At 64.0% G+C, this 15,472-nt stretch carries 20 protein-coding genes; 10 read left to right on the top strand and 10 right to left on the bottom strand.

The genetic code is table 11. The features are described 5' to 3' along the window. Positions 1-187: 187 nt before the first annotated feature. Positions 188-496, top strand: a complete 309-nt coding sequence (locus tag NKH13_RS26830) for a hypothetical protein (RefSeq protein ID WP_352915665.1) — start codon at positions 188-190, stop codon at positions 494-496. Between the two features lie 44 nt (positions 497-540). On the opposite strand, the gene NKH13_RS26825 is transcribed toward NKH13_RS26830, so the two are convergent. From NKH13_RS26825 to NKH13_RS26815, 3 genes are all read right to left on the bottom strand, one after another. Further along, the gene (locus NKH13_RS26825) at positions 541-1,146 is read right to left on the bottom strand and encodes a DUF6456 domain-containing protein (protein WP_352721161.1); all 606 of its coding nucleotides are present in this window, start codon (positions 1,144-1,146) and stop codon (positions 541-543) included. A 65-nt stretch (positions 1,147-1,211) separates the two neighbouring features. After that, the gene (locus NKH13_RS26820) at positions 1,212-1,847 is read right to left on the bottom strand and encodes a GcrA cell cycle regulator (protein ID WP_352721159.1); all 636 of its coding nucleotides are present in this window, start codon (positions 1,845-1,847) and stop codon (positions 1,212-1,214) included. 68 nt (positions 1,848-1,915) lie between these two features. Then, positions 1,916-2,320, bottom strand: a complete 405-nt coding sequence (locus NKH13_RS26815) for a hypothetical protein (protein ID WP_352915661.1) — start codon at positions 2,318-2,320, stop codon at positions 1,916-1,918. A gap of 76 nt (positions 2,321-2,396) precedes the next feature. Between NKH13_RS26815 and NKH13_RS26810 the strand changes: the two genes are divergently transcribed. Beyond that, the gene (locus NKH13_RS26810; protein WP_352915658.1) at positions 2,397-3,092 is read left to right on the top strand and encodes an XRE family transcriptional regulator; all 696 of its coding nucleotides are present in this window, start codon (positions 2,397-2,399) and stop codon (positions 3,090-3,092) included. A 286-nt stretch (positions 3,093-3,378) separates the two neighbouring features. On the opposite strand, the gene NKH13_RS26805 is transcribed toward NKH13_RS26810, so the two are convergent. Continuing rightward, complete coding sequence (locus tag NKH13_RS26805; protein WP_292663304.1) at positions 3,379-3,675, bottom strand: hypothetical protein; 297 nt, start codon at positions 3,673-3,675, stop codon at positions 3,379-3,381. A 183-nt stretch (positions 3,676-3,858) separates the two neighbouring features. Here NKH13_RS26805 and NKH13_RS26800 point away from each other — a divergent pair, with 183 nt between their 5' ends. The 4 genes from NKH13_RS26800 (at position 3,859) to dinB (ending at position 6,778) form a co-directional block, all read left to right on the top strand. Beyond that, positions 3,859-4,227, top strand: a complete 369-nt coding sequence (locus NKH13_RS26800) for a hypothetical protein (protein ID WP_352915655.1) — start codon at positions 3,859-3,861, stop codon at positions 4,225-4,227. 71 nt (positions 4,228-4,298) lie between these two features. Next, positions 4,299-4,757, top strand: coding sequence for a GNAT family N-acetyltransferase (locus NKH13_RS26795; RefSeq protein WP_352915652.1), 459 nt, complete (start codon positions 4,299-4,301; stop codon positions 4,755-4,757). A 100-nt stretch (positions 4,758-4,857) separates the two neighbouring features. Next, on the top strand, positions 4,858-5,406 hold the full coding sequence (ybiA, locus tag NKH13_RS26790) for a riboflavin biosynthesis intermediates N-glycosidase (protein WP_352915649.1): 549 nt from the start codon (positions 4,858-4,860) through the stop codon (positions 5,404-5,406). Between the two features lie 130 nt (positions 5,407-5,536). Next, positions 5,537-6,778 carry a DNA polymerase IV gene (gene dinB / locus NKH13_RS26785; RefSeq protein ID WP_352915645.1) on the top strand — a complete coding sequence of 414 codons (1,242 nt, stop codon included), beginning with the start codon at positions 5,537-5,539 and terminating at the stop codon, positions 6,776-6,778. Positions 6,779-6,803: 25 nt separating this feature from the next. Here the strand turns inward: dinB and NKH13_RS26780 are convergent, their stop codons facing one another. Beyond that, positions 6,804-8,324, bottom strand: a complete 1,521-nt coding sequence (locus NKH13_RS26780; RefSeq protein WP_352915642.1) for an FAD-dependent oxidoreductase — start codon at positions 8,322-8,324, stop codon at positions 6,804-6,806. Between the two features lie 163 nt (positions 8,325-8,487). Here NKH13_RS26780 and NKH13_RS26775 point away from each other — a divergent pair, with 163 nt between their 5' ends. Further along, positions 8,488-8,706: a hypothetical protein gene (locus NKH13_RS26775; protein WP_352915639.1), complete on the top strand. Its 219-nt coding sequence runs from the start codon at positions 8,488-8,490 to the stop codon at positions 8,704-8,706. An 85-nt stretch (positions 8,707-8,791) separates the two neighbouring features. Here the strand turns inward: NKH13_RS26775 and NKH13_RS26770 are convergent, their stop codons facing one another. Next, positions 8,792-8,971 (bottom strand): hypothetical protein, encoded by a 180-nt coding sequence (locus tag NKH13_RS26770; protein ID WP_352915636.1) that lies wholly within the window; start codon positions 8,969-8,971, stop codon positions 8,792-8,794. 250 nt (positions 8,972-9,221) lie between these two features. Here NKH13_RS26770 and NKH13_RS26765 point away from each other — a divergent pair, with 250 nt between their 5' ends. After that, complete coding sequence (locus NKH13_RS26765) at positions 9,222-10,379, top strand: sulfite oxidase (protein WP_352915634.1); 1,158 nt, start codon at positions 9,222-9,224, stop codon at positions 10,377-10,379. Between the two features lie 254 nt (positions 10,380-10,633). Here NKH13_RS26765 and NKH13_RS26760 read toward each other — a convergent pair whose 3' ends face one another. Both NKH13_RS26760 and NKH13_RS26755 read right to left on the bottom strand, forming a co-directional pair. After that, positions 10,634-11,509, bottom strand: coding sequence for a sigma-70 family RNA polymerase sigma factor (locus NKH13_RS26760; protein WP_352915631.1), 876 nt, complete (start codon positions 11,507-11,509; stop codon positions 10,634-10,636). A 44-nt stretch (positions 11,510-11,553) separates the two neighbouring features. After that, positions 11,554-12,012, bottom strand: a complete 459-nt coding sequence (locus tag NKH13_RS26755) for a hypothetical protein (protein WP_352721144.1) — start codon at positions 12,010-12,012, stop codon at positions 11,554-11,556. Here NKH13_RS26755 and NKH13_RS26750 point away from each other — a divergent pair. Both NKH13_RS26750 and NKH13_RS26745 read left to right on the top strand, forming a co-directional pair. Then, complete coding sequence (locus NKH13_RS26750; RefSeq protein WP_352915628.1) at positions 12,011-12,376, top strand: VOC family protein; 366 nt, start codon at positions 12,011-12,013, stop codon at positions 12,374-12,376. The genes NKH13_RS26755 and NKH13_RS26750 overlap by 2 nt on opposite strands. A gap of 231 nt (positions 12,377-12,607) precedes the next feature. After that, on the top strand, positions 12,608-12,832 hold the full coding sequence (locus NKH13_RS26745) for a hypothetical protein (RefSeq protein ID WP_352915707.1): 225 nt from the start codon (positions 12,608-12,610) through the stop codon (positions 12,830-12,832). Positions 12,833-12,856: 24 nt separating this feature from the next. On the opposite strand, the gene NKH13_RS26740 is transcribed toward NKH13_RS26745, so the two are convergent. Next, complete coding sequence (locus tag NKH13_RS26740; protein WP_352915625.1) at positions 12,857-14,080, bottom strand: MFS transporter; 1,224 nt, start codon at positions 14,078-14,080, stop codon at positions 12,857-12,859. Further along, positions 14,077-15,453 (bottom strand): NAD(P)-binding domain-containing protein, encoded by a 1,377-nt coding sequence (locus tag NKH13_RS26735; protein WP_352915623.1) that lies wholly within the window; start codon positions 15,451-15,453, stop codon positions 14,077-14,079. Before NKH13_RS26735 ends, NKH13_RS26740 begins: the two co-directional genes overlap by 4 nt. Positions 15,454-15,472: the final 19 nt, after the last annotated feature.

Here is a 15,472-nt window from a genome sequence, read left to right as displayed (position 1 = left end):
CGCTCGAGGCTTGGAAAGCAGCCAGCCACGTTGCGTCGGCGGCCCCACCCTGGCGTACAGCAAGAGGCGTTTTCGCCCCCGCTGGCGCTAATTTGGGCTCTCGCTTCGTGGCATCTTGCCAATCTATGGAACGAGGCTGCCCCTCAAGGGTTTTTCTATTAGAGGGACGTTAAAGAAGGAGGTAGCTATGAAGAAGCTCCTGCTTGCCTCGGTGATCGCCATCGCCTCGTTGGCTTCCGTGATTGGCCCGGCGAATGCTGGCGGCAGCGTCACGATCGGCATCGGCAACGGCTATGACGACGACTATTATTATCGCCACCATCGGTATTCCGATTACGACGATGAGTACGTCCCCCGTTACCGCTATGATGTCTACGACGAGGACTACAGGCCGCGCTACCGGTACCGGTACCACCGGCGCTGCCACACCGAAGTCATCAGGCACTGGCGTCATCACCACCGGATCATCGAAAGAATCCGTGTCTGCCGTCGTTGACGGATCGATCCGGCCGGTAGTGCCGGCCGGATCGGCGGGGCTTCTCACCTCGGCTTGCGCATCAGCATCATGCCGTAATGCACGGCCAATATGTCGAGCCCGATCTTGAGCAGTTTCACCACCACGTCGCGCGGCTCGCCGGCTTGGTCGGCTAGGCTTTTCACCGTTGCGTCGGCACAGCAGACCTTTTGCACGACGCCGGCGATCTCCCAATGGGCAAGCGCCCTGGTGGCCTCGGCATGGTCGCGGCCAGCGGACAGAATGTGTTCGGCGACGCCGCTGCCGGTGCGGCCGCCGTCGACGCGCTCGGCCCAGGCCATCGGCTTGGCGCTTGCCTCGGACGAGTCGCGAAAATCCTGGCGGTAGCGCATGCCTGCCTCGCGCTGCTGGCGCGACAACGAGGTGAGGCCGCTCAGCGGGTCGACGTTGCGCACCCGCACGATGCCGCCGGTCGCTGTGTGGCCATCATTGGAAACCTCGTAGAGGCGCGCGCCCTCCTGCGTCCCCTTGGCCAGCCGCTTGCGGCCGAACTGGTCGTCCTTCAGCGCGAAATCATGACCGATCTCCTTGCGGATGCGCACCTGCTCGGCCTCGCCTTTCGGCAATCTCGGTGGCCTGGCTTTGGCCTTTTGGGCGGTTTTGTTGCTCATCGGATCAGTCCTCCTGGGTTTTGGTCGTCGGGCTCTGGCGAACTTCCAGCCTCATGGAAGCGGGCTCAAATTGCTTCGGCCGGCAGCGTGCGCAGGAAGCGCGCCGCGTGATAGGCGCAGTAGCTTTTCGATGGCTTGGTGCGCAGTCCGCAGCACAGCATGTCCAAACCGGGCCGGCTGCCGGGGGCGTCGTTTTCCGCATCCTCCTGCAGCGTCGTGTCGAGCGGCGCGCGGCAGCGCTCGAACAGGCAATCGATGAAGCGCATGGCGGCGAAATGCGGCTGGCGGCCGCCGGCAGCGATCGGGCGCGGCGCCGGCATTTCAAGCGGCGCGCCATCGGTCCCGGTGATCCGAGCCGGACCCGGCTGCCAGGCCGGCGGCGCCAGCCTGGCCGACAGCCTGGCGGGGCGGCAGCGTGGCTCGGCCTTCGGAGCCGCCTCCGCTTGACCTGCGGCATTTGATGGCTCAGGCGCCGAATTTCCGAGCCGTCCGCCCGACCGTCCGCCACACCGGCCCTTGGATCTGGCAAGGCCGATGGTGCGCAAACGGGCGGTGCGGTGGACGATGCCGATGATGGCCGCGCGTGAGAGCGGGCTACCACGCTGCGCACCGAGCCTGGTGGCGATCTTCGCGGCCGACAGTCCGCTCATCAGCCAGTTCTCGATTTGTTCCAGTTCCGAGGCGGAATAGCGGGCGGCCATGATGTTTTTTCCCTGCAAAGATGGTTGTGTGCGGCGCCGGCTTCGCCGGCCTCAGGCCCGAAAGCCGGTCAGCCTTCGCGTTGTCTGCTGCGATCGAGCTTCATCTCGGCCGCCTGCCTTGTTGCGCCGGACACTGCCTTGCCCGTCCGCTTGTCGAAGGCGATGACCGTGCCGTCTTCGGTGCGGATGCAGGAAACCGTGGCATCCGCATTGCCGGCCGGCAGGGAATTCGTGGCCGGAGCCGTGAGGGGAACGGCTCCGGCCGTTCCGGCCGCTTGCGCTGCCGGATCCGAGGCGCGAGCCTCGGGCATCGTCCCGGCCGGGGAGGAGGACAGCCGCGACGAAGGGGAAAGGGTTGGCACATGCATGGCCTTGGCGATCGTTTGCGGTACCGCCTCCAGGCCAGCGCTGCCGGCGCGCTGAACGGCGGATTCAAGGACCGAAAGCTGGTGAAGCGACTTGTGCATGCCCATATAAGAGCATAACTCAAATCATAATGCAAGCGATTCTTGCATAGACGAAACCGAATCTTATGCCTCAGATGGAGCCATGGCGAAAACTGCACTGTCGATCAAGGTCGGAGCGGCGATCCGCCGGGCGCGCAAGCAGCGCGGCCTGGTGATGCGCCACATTGCCGAGCACAACGACACCGACGTCGCTGCCGTCGGCAACTGGGAGACCGGGCGCAACCTGCCCAAGACCGAGAACCTTTTGAAGACCGCCGCTTTCCTGCGCGTCGACCCGGTGGCGCTCGGCAAGGGCGAGGTCGTTTTCCTCGAAGATGCCGGACCGGTCGCCGATGCCGAGATCGTCACCGATCCCGGCCCCCTGCCCGCCGGGCCGATGGACATCCAGCTTCTCGGCACCGCCGTCGGCGGCGACGATGGCGACTTCACCTTCAATGGCCAGCCGGCCGGCTATGTCCAGCGGCCGCCGGGGATCCGGCATCTGCGCAATGTGTTTGCGCTGCACGTGCTGAGCGATTCGATGGTGCCGCGCTACGAGCCCGGCGAGATGATCTATTGCGGCGGCCGCGAAGCGCTGCCCGGCGACCATGTGGTGATCGAGACGCTGCCCGAGGAGAACGAGCAAAACGGCAAGGCCTTCATCAAGAAGCTGGTCAAGCGCACCGCTGCCGAGTTGATCGTCGAACAGTACAACCCGCCGAAGACGCTGACCTTCAACCGCTACGCCATCAAGAACGTCTTCCGCGTCATTCCGCTCAAGGAATTGCTGGGGTATTGAGGAGGCGCTTGTTGCCTTCTCCCGAGAGAAGCAGGGCAATCGCAAGTAGGCAAGCGCCCCCCTCACCCGGAATGCCAACCGAATTGCGAAGGGCAATTCGGGCAATCCGACCTCTCCCCGAGGGGAGAGGAGGTCGCCAGCGTTGATGCCAGGCTCTTCTCCCAGCGGGGAGAAGGTGGCCGCCCGCGGGTCTTGCCTCCGGCAAGCCCGAGGCCAGGCTCCGCGGCCGGATGAGGGGGACCCCATATGCGATAGCCCGCCCTGAGGAGGGACCGGCGCCCTCCCCTCAAGCCCGCCTCGACTGCTCCAGCTCTCGACCGTTGAGCAGGCGCGCCTCGGCGCGGGTCCGTTGCCGGTCGTCGATGAAGGCGGCCTGGATCGAGACCGCGGCGCCCGGCAGGCCGTCGGCCCGGCAGGCCTTGCAGATCAGGCGCCCCGAAAGTGCGGCCAGCGGTGTCTCCGGCATCACCCCATGCCGCTTGAGCTCGGCCGGCTTCCACCACCTGTTGCGTCCGCAGTCGATGCACTCGACGGCAATCGAGACAACATCGGCGATCGTCGCTTCCTTGCCTGCCAATGCCATGGCCATCCCCATCGTTGTTCCTGCTTTGTTCGCATCATTATCGGTTTTCCAAGCGGAGTCGAGTCGGTTCCGCTTACACCAACATGAAAGTTTCGCTTGTTCGATTATTTGAGTTATGCTTATACCTGGTGCGGACTGGAATCGGCGCGAGCAACAGAACCGCAGCCGGCCGGCAGCAAGGGAATGACGATGGACCCAGCCCAGTTCGCCCATGCCTGCGGCTATAGCGGCGACAGCCCGGCTATGCTTGCCGCTTTCGCGGCCATCCGCCAGCACGGCATCCGCAAGGCACGCCAGGGTCATCGCCAGCGCAAGGCGGCGATTGATCAGATGAAGCCGAGCCGCGCTCTGTTCCTGGCGGCGATCCGCCCGGCACAGTCAGCCGAGGAAGCACTCGATGACGCCGCCCGCTTCCTGTCGATGTTCCGCAACATGCCGCGCTGGCGGCAGGAAAGGCGCGCCGCCGACCTCGCCCGCGCCAGGCAACAACGCCTCTTCGCCCGCTTCTTCCGCCGCTACGGCCATCGTCTCTGGGCGCTCGAGGCCGCCTGAAGACGCGCGCCTCCCTTGCAAGTCAAAACGGATATTGCGATCGCCAACACTGCGCCGTATGTCTCCGCGCGATGAGCGAGATCGAATTCCGTCGTGCCCAGGCGCCTGACCTGCCGGCGATCGTTGCAATGCTTGCCGACGATGTGCTCGGCGCAGACCGGGAAGACCCGTCCACGCCGCTTGCGCCATGCTATCTCGATGCTTTCAGCGCAATCGATGCCGATCCCAACCAGTTGCTGGCCGTCGCCGTCGACGCCGGGCAAGTGGTCGGAACGCTGCAGCTCAGCTTCCTTCCAGGCATTTCGAGGAAAGGCACCTGGCGCGGCCAGATCGAAGGCGTTCGCATCGCCCGGCAAAGGCGGTCCCGCGGGGTCGGCAAGCTGATGATCGAATGGGCGATTGAAACGTGCCGTTCGCGCAATTGCAGCTTCGTCCAGCTCACCACGGACAAAGGTCGACGGGAGGCGCACGCTTTTTACGAGCGCCTCGGTTTCACCGCCAGTCATCTCGGCTACAAGATGGCGCTGTAGATCAGCATTTCATCGAATTCAGCGCCGACCGCTCATCTTCGCTACCCCACTCTGGATGGAGCATTGACAAGCCGACCTTTCGCCCTGCTCCATCCGCTCGATGATTTACGACCGAACCTGGCTTGAAAAAACCTTTCGCGCAAAGCCCCGGCAGAAGTTCCTGTTCTTCTGGGGCCATCAGCCGTCCAAGGACGGCCGCATAACCACGTCGTGCTTCAGCCAGTGGTGGCATGCGCCCTTTACCGTCGATGGTCTGAGCTATCCGACTGCCGAACACTGGATGATGGCCGAGAAGGCACGCCTGTTCGGTGATGCTCAGACGGCAACACAAATCCTCGAGGCGGCGAGCCCCAAGCAGGCAAAGCAACTTGGCCGCCAGGTGAGCGGCTTCGATGGCACCAAATGGGATGCCGACAAATATCGCATCGTCACCGAAGGGAGCTTTCAGAAGTTCCGCCAGAACGCGGCGCTGCGCGAATATCTGCTGTCGACGCATGACCGGGTGCTGGTCGAGGCGAGCCCCGTCGACCGGGTGTGGGGCATCGGCCTTGCGGCGGATGACGAGAGGGCGGTGAACCCGCTGCTGTGGCGCGGCGAGAACCTGTTGGGATTCGCGCTGATGCAGGCCCGCGATCGGCTGCGCGGCTGAACATTGCCGCCCTCTCGTCATCTGCGGCAGCCTCCGCGCTGCTTGACAATCCGCCGGCGATGTTCTCTTTATGTTCTCATCACAACTCGAGACAATGCGGCGTTCGAACCGCCGCGGGCGAACGGGCCGGATGGAAGCCAACATCCTCCACGCGGATCTGGATGCCTTCTATGCCTCGGTCGAACAATTGCTCGACCCGGCCTTGCGCGGCAAGCCGATTGCCGTCGGCGGCGGGGTAGTGCTTGCCGCATCCTATGAAGCCAAGGCGTTCGGCGTGCGCGGCGGCATGCCGGGACGGCGAGCGCGGGAACTCTGCCCGCAACTCATTTTCGTCGGCGGCCATTTCAAGGACTATCAGCGGCTGGGCGATGCGGCCATCAAGGTGCTCGGCGATTTCACGCCGGTGGTCGAGCGGATTTCCATTGACGAGGCCTTTGCCGACGTCGCCGGCTGCACCCATCTGTTCGGCTCGCCGGCCGAGATCGCCAGCAAGATCCGCCGCCGCGTGCGGGCCGAGCTCGGCTTGCCGATCTCGGTCGGCGTAGCCCGCACCAAGCATCTGGCCAAGATCGCCTCACAGGTCGCAAAGCCCGACGGGCTGGTGGTGGTCGATCCGCGCCACGAGCTGGAGTTCCTGCACCACCTGCCGGTCGAGCTGATGTGGGGCGTCGGCCCGGTCACCAGGGAGCGGCTGGCCGGCATCGGCGTCAACACCATCGGCGAGCTGGCCAAGACCAACAGTGGCGCGCTGGAGCGCCTGCTCGGGCCGGCGGCCGGAGAAAAACTCAACGCGCTGGCGTGGAACCGCGATCCGCGCAAGCTCGAGACGCAGCGCCGCGCGCGATCGGCCGGCGCGCAATCGGCGCTTGGCCGAAAACCGGCCGACGAGGACGTCTTCGTACCCGCTTTGCTGCATCTGGCCGACAGGGTCGCCACGAGGTTGCGGGCGAAATCCCGGCCCGGCCGCACCGTCACGGTTCGCGTCCGCTTTGCCGATTTGCGATCGGTGACGCGCTCGATCACGCTCGACCAGCCGATATCGGCAACCGCCATGCTGGCCGAGATCGCCGAGGCGCTGGTGCGCAAGGTGCTTATCGATCATCCGCATGAAAAGACCATCTCGCTGCTGGCGATCGCCGTATCGCATCTGGAGCAGCATGCCGGCCTGCAACTGGAACTGCCGCTCGGGCTCGACGACGACCGCCGCCGCCCCGGCACCAGGAAGGGCGCGGCGCGCTGGACCGCAGATCGCGCCGTCGACAAGATCCGGGACCGCTTCGGCTGGGAGGCAGTCGGCTACGCCTCGGTCGCGCTCGGACTACGGCGGTCGGTTCCCGACGCGTTTCGGGAGCTGGCCGAGAAGGAGCTGTGAGTTGTGCGGCCGGGGCGAAAGAAGACTATCCGACAGGAGCCAGGGGCGATACGGCCGGCCCGTTCAAGGCCGTGCCGTCGACGGCAAAATGCGAGCCGTGGCAGGGACAGTCCCAGCAGCGTTCCAACGAGTTCCAATGGACATGGCAGCCGGCATGGGTGCATGAGGCCGAGCGCTTGTGGAGCGTGCCGTCCTCATCGCGGAAAGCCGCCACTTTGGTAAGTCCCTCGCGGACGATGGCGCCCTCTCCCGGCCGCAGCTTATCGGCGGAATCGATTTCGCCAGGAGCGACATACTCGGCAAAACTCCTGATCGTTGTCGCATTCTCCGCCAGATAGTCGCCAATCGCGCGTGCCGTCTTGCGGGAGGGTTCGTAAAGTTCCCGCCAAGGGCTTTCCCCCTTCAGGATCAGGTCGGAAATCAGTTGGCCGGCAACAACTCCATGGGTGATGCCCTGACCGGAATCGCCGGTAGCCACGAAGACACGCCGGTCGCCGGGATTGCGGCCGATGAAGCCGGCATAGTCGACGGTCTCCATTACCTGCCCGGACCATCGATTGGCCTCGGTGCCGATATCGGGCACCAACCCTTTGATCCAGTCCGCCAAGGCCGCGAAGCGGTCGTCGGCATCGTCGGCCTGCCCTGTCTTGTGGTCCTCACCACCGACGATCAGAAAGTCGGTTTTGCCTTCACCAGGCTGCAGGCGAACGTAGTGATAGGGATCCAGCGTGTCCCAATAGAGTGCATCCGGCAAAACGTTGCGCGCGATCTCGAACGACATCGCGTAGGTCCGATATGGCGCTTGCTTGGTGTGGAGCGCGACCCGATCGTTGATCGGCGAATTGGTGGCGACAACGGCCGATCTGGCAGACACGGTAAAGCCCGAGACCGTGCTTACGCGGACGCCGCCGTCGGTCTCCTCGACCTTGTCGACGATGGTCTCCGCATAAAGCGCGCCGCCGCGCGCGCGAATGCCAGCAGCGAGCCCGCGGAGATATTTGAGCGGGTGAAATGTCGCCTGATTGGCGTAGCGAAGGACGGGCGCATCCGAAAAGCCTGCAAACGGCACGCCTGCGGTTTTCTCGACGTCGACACCGATTTTCCGGGCGGCGTCCAGTTCCCGCTCGATGACGGATTCCTTTCTGCCTGACGCCGGAAACAGGAAGCCGTCGAGGCGGCGGAAATCACATGTGATGCCCTCCACCTCCTGGATCGATTGGATACGGTCGATAGCGGCCGACTGGCTTCGGTAGTAAATTCGCGCCAGTTCCTCGCCGCGCAATTTGATCAGTTCCGAAAAGTAGTCGTCGCAGATCGATGACAGATGCGCGGTGGTGCGGGCCGTCATGCCGCTTCCGATCCGGCCGCGATCGAGCACCGCCACCTTTTGCCCGGCGATGGCCAGTTCGTAGGCGACCGACAGTCCGGCAATGCCAGATCCGACGACCACGACATCGACCTGTTCACTCCGCTCGAGCGGAACCGCCTCAGGCGCGACTTCGGTTGCCGCCCAAAGCGATACAGTCCTTTCATCGCTGACATTCATGGCGGAACTTCCAGACGCGATAGCCGGTAAACGGACGCGAGGGTTCAAAGTTCCTCGGGACCTTTGACGCCATGGTGCTCAGTGTCGTCCGGGACGGCCGAGGGGAAAACCCAGAGCGGAGCTCGGATATGTTTCCGGCCCCTCAGCCCTCCACCACCTGGAAATGCAGCCGGGCCTGCATCTGGAATTGCCGCTCGGGCTCGACGACGACCGCCGCGGCCCCGGCACCAGGAATGGCGCGGCGCGCTGGACCGCAGATCGCGCCGTCGACAAGATCCGCGACCGCTTCGGCTGGGAGGCGGTCGGCTACGCCTCGGTCGCGCTCGGACTACGGCGGTCGGTTCCCGACGCCTTTCGCGAACTGGCCGAAAAGGAGTTGTGAGCCGGCCTGGCCGGGGCAGTGCGATACACTTTGCGTCAGGAGGGATCGTTTCCTGCAAACGCGACATTCGAGGCGGCCCTGGTCGTCAGACCAAAAGCGTTGCGCTGCCCCAGGCGATCAGGGCGATGCCGGCCGCCCGGCCAACCCACTGGCCGACAGGAAACACCTTTTCGACCAGCACCCGCGAAGGTCCCGAAATGACCCAGAAGCGGGCGTTCGGCAGCGATCCGAGCAGCAACGATTTGGCAGGACCGGAAATCGGCATGGAATGCTGCAATCATCATCATGTCCCGTCCAAGTTGTGGACACTTCCTTCTCAAAGGCGCACTCTTGGCATGCGAAACGCGAGCCAGAGTTTCGTCCAACGCTTCACATGCCTGACTTGCGTCGGTGATTGTCTGACCTATGCGGATACTTCCGGATGGGCAGACCTCACATTGTGTCGCCTATCCGTGATCAGGCTACGGCCTAAGGCACGTTGCAGCCTGTTCCGGATCAACTGGGAGGTAAACAACATGCCTGATTTTCAGCGCAGAGAACTTCTTGTTCAAGGAAGCGCGGCTCTTGCCGCAATTGCTGCTCTCTATACCTCGCGTCGGGCTTACGCTTTTCCAACACGGCCGAGCGAGGAAGTTATTCCGTGGCTGGATCAGCCGACCAAAAATCCCGATCCGGTGGGTATCCAGAAGCAGCTTGTCTGGGAGGATTTGGACAGCTGGATAACGCCAAACGACAAGTTCTTCAGCATCTCGCATTTCAACCGACCAACGATCGACGAGAAGACATGGTCGATGGAGATCGGAGGCCTGGTCAAGAAGCCCTTGGAGTTAACGCTCGCCGACATCAAGGCGCGACCGCGGCAGGAGGTCGTTTTCACAGTGGAATGCTCGGGCAACCACGGATTTCCCTTTTTCACCGGCGGCATCGGCAATGCCCGTTGGGCAGGTACGCCGCTCGCCCCGATCCTCGAGGAAGCCGGTGTTCTGGAGAAGGGCATCGAGGTCGTCTTTTTCGGTACCGACACAGGCGAGATCCCGATACGCGACGTAAAGATGAAGCAGAACTTCGCTCGTAGCTTGTCGCTCGCCGACGCGATGACCCCCGACAATCTCCTCTGCTATGAAATGAATGGAGCCGCCTTGCCGGCGGCCAATGGCTTCCCGGTACGGCTCATTGCTCCAGGCTGGTACGGGATCGCCAACGTCAAGTGGCTAAAACGCATCGAGGTTCGCGATACGCGGTTCATGAGCCTTCTGATGGCCCGTGACTATGTCACCATCCGGGAGGAGGACCACAACGGCGAGACCGTATGGGCCGAGACTTCAGTCGGGCGAGCGCTGATAAAGTCCGCGCCTGCGAAGGTTACCCGGAAAGACTCAGATTACCGCATCGTTGGGGCAGCCTGGGGGGCGCCGATCGACCGGGTCGAAGTGCAAATCGATCAGGGGCCTTGGGCACCAGCGACCATTGACCACAGTGAGGAGGCAGAACACGCCTGGAAAATCTGGTCCCTGGCTTGGGCAAATCCCTCTCCTGGAGAACACACGGTGACCTCGCGCGCGGTCAGCACCACGGGACAAATTCAACCGGCGATGGACGATCCCTTGATTGCCAAGAAACACACATACTGGGAAAGCAATGGCCAGGTGACGCGCCGCGTGCGTATCGGCTAGAGCATTTTGCAGCCAAATGGAATCATTTGGCGTCCGCATAAATGCGGCAAAACAGATAGTTAGAGCGGGTTGCCGGTTCCAAGAGAACCGGATCCGCTCTAAGAACTTGCTGCCATATGGCAATTGCGTTTGGGTCACCCAGGAGGAGGCTGCCTGATCCGAAAGCTCGCACCGCTCTATATCGAGCATGACGGGTGTAGGCCGTAGATCCTCTTCGCGACGATACCGCTCCCCGAAATCGGAAGCGGAGCCCTTCACCTCTCGACGGCCCTGATCTCCGCGTCGACCAGGCACCAGGGCGCATAGCGGAAGTCGCGGATCTGGATGACCTCCTCGCCCGCCCATTCGACCAGCATGAAGCCGCGCACGGCGCCGTCGGCCGCTTGCGGCTCGCGGATGAGGATCGCCGGCCTGCCGTCGACGAAGCCGAGCGACAATGTCCAGTCGCTGATACGGTCGTAATTGCCGAAATAGGTCGACGCCTGGGCCTTGCCGCGCAGGCGGACGCGGTTGACGACATCGAGCCGGACGTCCTCGGCGATCAGTGCCCTGACCGCGTCGAAGTCGCGCGCGTTGAACAGGTCGACATAGCGCCGCAGCCGGCGCTCGTCGTCGGCGTCGAGCCTCGGGGCGAGCGCCTGCTCGGGCTGCAGCGCCAGCAGCTTGAGCTGCGCCCGCCCGCGATGCAGTGCCGCCTTGGTGGCGGCGAGCGTCGCGCCGGTCACTTCGCAGGTCTCGTGCAGGCTGAGGCCGAGCACGTCGACCAGGATCACGGCGCTGCGCTGCGGCACCGAAAGCTGCATGAAGGAGCGCAGGCCGGTCTGGGCGGCGAGCCGGCTGTCGGCGCTGCCGGAAGGATCCTCGATCACGCTCATGTCGGCCTCGGTCATGCGCGACCTTTCCCGATTGCGCCGCCGCAGGTGATCCTGCGCGGCATTGTGGGCGATACGAAACAGCCATTGCTCCGGCCGTTCGACCATGGCGCCCCCGTCGATCGCCTGCAGCGCCTTGATCAGCACCTCCTGGACGATGTCCTCGCCGTCGATCACCGAGCCGGCCATGCGCGCGCAGTAGCGATGCAGCCTTGGCCGCAACCCGACGAGCATCGCCTCCAAAGTCGCCCTGTTCATTTTCGGCGTAGCATCCCGTTTCTGCGCGAGCGGCATGGCAGGCGCTATCCCGCCTTGTGATCCGCCAGCATACGGTAATTGCCGACGACTTTGACAGGCGATCGCATTGCCGGGGTCGAACGGCGTTCGGCGTGGTTTTCCGCAAATGCCTTGAAGGCGGCAAGCCCGGTCAGCGCCGACGAATCGCCGTCCTGGCCGACGATGTGGACGAACGAGCCGTCGTCCAGCTCGAGCACGAGATAGCGCACCGTCGGCGGTGCAGCCTCGCCCAGCGCTTCGAACACTTTTTCGACCAGCGCGCGATTATCTTCCAGGTCGGCTTGGTTCACACCGTATCGAATGAGCGCGTAGTCCATTGTCGTCTCCTGATTGGTTGGTATGAACGAAGGACGACCGGCTGCGCTGAAAAGATTCTCCTTGCCGAAGAATCTTTTCGGTTGCCCGCATCGTCTTTCCCGCGTGGGCGGCTGCGCGGCAGCCATCAAGCAGGAGAGACGAATCATGCATATCCAGTTTGCCGAGCTTCCGGTATTCGACCAGGATCGAGCCAAGGCGTTCTACACCAGGCATCTCGCCTGTCAGGTGCTGGCCGACCAGAAGATGGGTGATGGCGGCTGGCGCTGGATCGAGCTGGCATTTCCGCATGCCGTGACGAACCTGCATTTCATCAGCCGCGCCGACGACGCCCCCGGCGCGGAGCCCGTATTGGTGCTGGTCGACGAAAATGTCGGAGCAATGATCGCGGCGTTGAAGGCGGGCGGCGTCGAGATCATCACCGAACCGCATGAGGCGTCGTGGCAGCCGGGACGCACGGTGGCGGAGTTTCGCGACAGCGAAGGCAACCGCATGGTCCTCGCCAGCCGATAAGCCACCGGAGCCCTCTGTCCGGCGGGGCGTCGTACCTAAGTCCTACCTCCGGCCGGACCATTGGCCCTGCTTCCTTCGTGTTATTATTTCGTGACCTCTGCGCGCCGGAACCTTCCCTTGCATCGGGCGTTCGGGCGCTGTATTCGCGATGCCTCATATTTAGGCAGGCGGAGGAAATGCGAATAAGGGTGGGTGGCGAAACAAACATGGGCCGGGGAGGAGCATCTTACCATGTCGAACCGAAAAATCGGAATGTCCCACAGTTTGGGGCTGCGCGTTGCTGACCTCAAATCCAGAATGCAAAGTGCCCAGATTACCGAGCACGAGATCAAGACGTTTCAAAAGGTTGCCGCCATCATGGGCGGCGCCGAAGGCTCACTGCGCCTCGACGCGGACGATCTGATTGCCGCGTCCTTCCTTGTCGATCCCTTGGACGATCTCCCGCTCTCCAGTTGAAAGCACTGACCGCAGGTCGAAATCCTATCGGGTTTGAACCTGCGATTGCTGGCGGCGGAGCATCCGCCAGCCCAAGCCGCATGCGAGGATGACGTTGGCCAGCGCCAGACCGGAAAGCGCGGCCAACGTCCCGTGCGGGCCGAAGCGCTCCAGCAGCAATGCGCCGGCCGAGGGTGCCGCTGCCTGGGCAATCAGGCTCGGCATGGCGAGGCGGCCCATCAGCTTCGCATAGCCGTTCGAGCCGAACAGCGCGAGCGGCAGCGTTCCCCGCGCGATGGATTCGAGGCCGATGCCCGCGCCGTAGAAGCCGAGCGCCAACGGGATGACTGGCATGCCGGCCCAGAGCGCCGAAACGCCGATCGCGACGAAGGTAACCGAGGCAAACTTGGTCAGGATCGGATGGTGGTAGCGCGCGATGGTCATCTCGATCGCACGCGCCGCCACTTGGGACGGGCCGACCAGCGCGCCGAGCCCGACGGCAGCGGCCAGCGCCATGCCGCTGCCTTGCAGGATGGTGAGCAGATGCACCGACAGCGTCGAGGAGATCACCGCCGCAAGCGTAAGTGTCGCGGCCAGAACGATCATGATCGACAGATCGGGATTGCCATCGAGAGCCGGCGTCGCCTGGTTCAATCCCGGTTTGACTGGCGGTTTCGGCGCCTCGCGGGGCAGGATCACCAGATAGAGCGGAAGGGCAATCACCAACTGAACAGCCGCGTACACCAGGCAGGTACCGCGCCAGCCGACTTCCTCCAGCAGAAAGGCCGAGATCGGCCAGCAGATTGTGCTGGCAAAACCGCCGAACAGCGTCAGCGTGGTGATGGCGGAGCGCGCACCATGGCCGTAGTGGCGGCCAAGCGTTGCGAAAGCGGCATCGTAGAGCCCCGCCCCCATGCCCAGGCCGATGATCAGCCAGGCAGCGATGTACGCCGCAAGGTTGGGGGCAACGGCCAGCCCAACCTGGCCGACTCCGATGCATCCAGCGCTGAACGCCAGGACGTTGCGGCCGCCATGCCGCTCGATCGACGACCCGACGCGCGGAGAGATCAATCCCGCCACAAGCAAGCCAAGAGACAGGCCGCCGACAACCCATGCCAGCGGCCAGCCGGTATCGGAAGAGACCGCCGGCGCAATGACCGCTGGAAGATAGTAGGAAGACCCCCACGCCATGATCTGCGTCAGGCCAAGCGCGGTGATGATCGCGCCGCGGCTGCGCAAAATGGCCGGCGAAGGCGGCGAAAGGCTCATGCCGCGACGCCGCAGCCACAGCCGCCTTTGCCGACCGCCTTAGCCTCGACGTCGGCGACACAGCAGGCATCCACCGCTACCGGCGCCGGACCGCCGCAGCATCCCTTGTCGGCAATGCCGATCCGCGGCACGGTGCAGACGCCAGTCTCCGGCAGCACGAGCTGGACATTGTCGGCCGCAACCATGTCGCCGGCGATCGCCGCGGCGACCGAGCGCACCTGCTCATACCCGGTCAGCAGCAGGAAGGTCGGTGCGCGGCCATAGCTCTTGATGCCGACCGTGTAGAACCCGTGCTCGGGATGGCTGAGCTCGCGGTGGCCGTGCGGCGGCACGTCGCCGCAGGAGTGCTCGTTGGGATCGATCAACGGCGCCAGTGCCTTGACGCTTTCCAGCCACGGATCGAGCTCGAGCCGAAGCTCGCGGGTCAGCGACAGATCGGGGCGCTGTCCGGTCGCGGCGATGATGCTGTCGACCGGGCCAAGCGCCTGCAAGCCGTCCTTGGTCTGGCCTTCGACGACCAGCCGGCCGTTGGCATCGCGGATCGAGACAGCCGCAAAGCCCGTCACCAGCCTGACGCCGCCGCTCTCGGCGAGTTCGCGCACTTCGGCGCCGAGTTCGCCGCGTGCCGGCAATTGGTCTGCATCGCCGCCGCCATAGATGCGCACCAGGTCGGTGCCACGCGTTGTCCACATGAAAGCCGTGCCGGGCTCCACGTCCGCCAGGCTGGCGAGATCCAGCAAGGCATTGGCGGCCGAATGGCCGGAGCCGGCAACCAGCGTCGTCTTGCCGGCATAAAGGCTGCGATCGCGGCCGAGAATATCGGGTATGCCGTAGGCGATGCGGTCGGCAAACTCGGCTTCGCCTTCTGCAGGAATTCCGCCGGCGCCGAGCGGGTTCGGCATTTGCCAGGTTCCCGAAGCATCGATGACGGCACGGGCGCTGTCGCGTCTTGTACCATCGGCAGTCTCGACTGCCAGCATGAACGGCCGGTTTTCGCGTTCCTTGCTCAGCACTTTGTCGGCGCCCCAGCGCGAGATGCCGACGACCCGAGCGCCGGTTTCGATCGACGGTGACAATTGCGGAAGCTTTGCAAGCGGCTCGAGATAATCCGCGACGAGGTCGTTCGCGGTCGGGAATGCCTCGGGCTCCGGCATCCGCCAGTCATGCGCCTCGAGCAGGTTTCTAGCCGCCTGATCGACGCAATAGCGCCAAGGCGTGAACACCCGGACATGGCCCCAATCCCTGAGGTTGGATGCAACCGTATTGCCGGCTTCGTAGACTTTGACAGGAATACCCTGCGCGATGAGGTGGACCGCTGCCGCCAGGCCGACCGGCCCGGCGCCGATCACCGCGATGGGGAGTTTTTCGATCATCTCCATACCTTCCATCCTT

This window comes from Mesorhizobium sp. M1348 (assembly GCF_040317925.1).
Taxonomy (GTDB): domain Bacteria; phylum Pseudomonadota; class Alphaproteobacteria; order Rhizobiales; family Rhizobiaceae; genus Mesorhizobium.
The sequence above is the reverse complement of the archived record's forward strand: the minus strand, read 5'-3'. Positions and strand labels throughout refer to the sequence as shown.

What these genes read in the sequence shown, in the direction of transcription:
- NKH13_RS26830 (WP_352915665.1), top strand. Translation starts at nt 188, where the DNA reads ATGAAGAAGCTCCTGCTTGCCTCGGTGATCGCCATCGCCTCGTTGGCT.
- NKH13_RS26825 (WP_352721161.1), bottom strand. Translation starts at nt 1,146, where the DNA reads ATGAGCAACAAAACCGCCCAAAAGGCCAAAGCCAGGCCACCGAGATTG.
- NKH13_RS26820 (WP_352721159.1), bottom strand. Translation starts at nt 1,847, where the DNA reads ATGGCCGCCCGCTATTCCGCCTCGGAACTGGAACAAATCGAGAACTGG.
- NKH13_RS26815 (WP_352915661.1), bottom strand. Translation starts at nt 2,320, where the DNA reads ATGGGCATGCACAAGTCGCTTCACCAGCTTTCGGTCCTTGAATCCGCC.
- NKH13_RS26810 (WP_352915658.1), top strand. Translation starts at nt 2,397, where the DNA reads ATGGCGAAAACTGCACTGTCGATCAAGGTCGGAGCGGCGATCCGCCGG.
- NKH13_RS26805 (WP_292663304.1), bottom strand. Translation starts at nt 3,675, where the DNA reads ATGGCATTGGCAGGCAAGGAAGCGACGATCGCCGATGTTGTCTCGATT.
- NKH13_RS26800 (WP_352915655.1), top strand. Translation starts at nt 3,859, where the DNA reads ATGACGATGGACCCAGCCCAGTTCGCCCATGCCTGCGGCTATAGCGGC.
- NKH13_RS26795 (WP_352915652.1), top strand. Translation starts at nt 4,299, where the DNA reads ATGAGCGAGATCGAATTCCGTCGTGCCCAGGCGCCTGACCTGCCGGCG.
- ybiA (WP_352915649.1), top strand. Translation starts at nt 4,858, where the DNA reads ATGATTTACGACCGAACCTGGCTTGAAAAAACCTTTCGCGCAAAGCCC.
- dinB (WP_352915645.1), top strand. Translation starts at nt 5,537, where the DNA reads ATGGAAGCCAACATCCTCCACGCGGATCTGGATGCCTTCTATGCCTCG.
- NKH13_RS26780 (WP_352915642.1), bottom strand. Translation starts at nt 8,324, where the DNA reads ATGAATGTCAGCGATGAAAGGACTGTATCGCTTTGGGCGGCAACCGAA.
- NKH13_RS26775 (WP_352915639.1), top strand. Translation starts at nt 8,488, where the DNA reads ATGCAGCCGGGCCTGCATCTGGAATTGCCGCTCGGGCTCGACGACGAC.
- NKH13_RS26770 (WP_352915636.1), bottom strand. Translation starts at nt 8,971, where the DNA reads ATGCCGATTTCCGGTCCTGCCAAATCGTTGCTGCTCGGATCGCTGCCG.
- NKH13_RS26765 (WP_352915634.1), top strand. Translation starts at nt 9,222, where the DNA reads ATGCCTGATTTTCAGCGCAGAGAACTTCTTGTTCAAGGAAGCGCGGCT.
- NKH13_RS26760 (WP_352915631.1), bottom strand. Translation starts at nt 11,509, where the DNA reads ATGAACAGGGCGACTTTGGAGGCGATGCTCGTCGGGTTGCGGCCAAGG.
- NKH13_RS26750 (WP_352915628.1), top strand. Translation starts at nt 12,011, where the DNA reads ATGCATATCCAGTTTGCCGAGCTTCCGGTATTCGACCAGGATCGAGCC.
- NKH13_RS26755 (WP_352721144.1), bottom strand. Translation starts at nt 12,012, where the DNA reads ATGATTCGTCTCTCCTGCTTGATGGCTGCCGCGCAGCCGCCCACGCGG.
- NKH13_RS26745 (WP_352915707.1), top strand. Translation starts at nt 12,608, where the DNA reads ATGTCGAACCGAAAAATCGGAATGTCCCACAGTTTGGGGCTGCGCGTT.
- NKH13_RS26740 (WP_352915625.1), bottom strand. Translation starts at nt 14,080, where the DNA reads ATGAGCCTTTCGCCGCCTTCGCCGGCCATTTTGCGCAGCCGCGGCGCG.
- NKH13_RS26735 (WP_352915623.1), bottom strand. Translation starts at nt 15,453, where the DNA reads ATGATCGAAAAACTCCCCATCGCGGTGATCGGCGCCGGGCCGGTCGGC.